The organism is Mycobacterium helveticum (assembly GCF_007714205.1).
Lineage (GTDB): Bacteria > Actinomycetota > Actinomycetes > Mycobacteriales > Mycobacteriaceae > Mycobacterium > Mycobacterium helveticum.
In genome coordinates this window covers 1-1,056 of the sequence record NZ_VMQU01000300.1, presented here as the reverse complement: position 1 = coordinate 1,056, position 1,056 = coordinate 1, and the positions used below count along the sequence as shown (strand labels likewise).

The window sequence follows — 1,056 nt, the reverse complement described above, 5'->3', positions numbered from 1 at the left end:
CCGCAGTGGCTCACCAGCCAACGGAACAGTGGCTCACCCCACAGCGGAACACCGGCTCTCACCGAGCGTGATATCCAGTCGGGTCGGGGGCCTTCCTGGCCAGCGCGGCGAAGCCGCGGGCGCCCACGTTCTCGATCCAGCACAGGTCGGCCATGAACGCCGTGCGCTTGGGCCGGAACTCGGGCCGGATGGTGTCGGCGCCGGGCGCGTCCCAGTCGATGTCGGCCAGCGCCCACTGGCGGTCCTTGATCTTGGCGAGCATGGCTTCCATGTCGATGGCCACCGGCAGCTCCGTCTCGTTCGGCGTTCAGTGCATGTTGACGCGGGCGCAAGCCTTTTGGTGTTGCAGCCGATTTTCGCGTCCAGCTGCGGCGGGCAGTACAGCTCGCCGCGGGCGTTGGCGTCCAGGCAGGTGCGCGCCACTCTGTCGGGCGCAAGCCCCGTCCAGCGCATGAATCTGGTGGCCAGTGCGCCGGATTCGGCGCTGATGCGGCCGGGTTCGACGATGTTGGTCTTGACGAAGGTCGGGCAGAGCACCGTGACGGTGATTCCGGTGCCGGACAGCTCGGCGGCGAGGGTCTCGGACAGCGACAGCACCCCGGCCTTGCTGTCGTCATGGGCCGCCATGCCGGGGGTCGCGCCGAACGCGGTCGCCGAGGCGACATTGATGATGCCCCGGGGCGCGCGGGACGCCCCCGCTTCGCGCAGCACCGGGGCGAACACGTAGGCAGCCGTGGATGGGGCCCCACGGGTTGATCCCCAGTGTCCACACCCAATCATCCAGGGGCACATCACCGATCACCGCGCCGCCGGCGTTGTTGATCACCAGTCCGCGTACGCGCGGACGCTCTCTGGGCCGTCAGGGGTGGTCACGCCACCCGTCGGCATGCCGATCTTTGTTATTCAGTCAGCATTGAAGAGGCGGCTTGGCTCGATGTGGTGGGCTCGGCCGCGATCCGCTGCGGTTCACGAAGCTAGTTGTTGGGTGGTGGTTGGGGTTGGAAGGGTTGGTACCACCACCATTGGGCGCGTTCGCCGCTGGGGCCGGGGTAGGGC

The 1,056-nt window shown here is 68.3% G+C and carries 1 protein-coding gene and 2 pseudogenes; all 3 read right to left on the bottom strand.

Annotation, left to right across the window (positions count from 1 at the left end; genetic code table 11):
- Positions 1–76 precede the first annotated feature (76 nt).
- A pseudogene (locus tag FPZ47_RS27610) lies at positions 77–283 on the bottom strand (ferritin-like domain-containing protein); the annotation flags it as partial.
- Between the two features lie 41 nt (positions 284–324).
- A pseudogene (locus tag FPZ47_RS27605) lies at positions 325–829 on the bottom strand (SDR family NAD(P)-dependent oxidoreductase); the annotation flags it as partial.
- Between the two features lie 145 nt (positions 830–974).
- Positions 975–1,056, bottom strand: an 82-nt coding sequence (locus FPZ47_RS30085) for a hypothetical protein (protein ID WP_246133645.1), incomplete at its 5' end; no start/stop codon positions are given.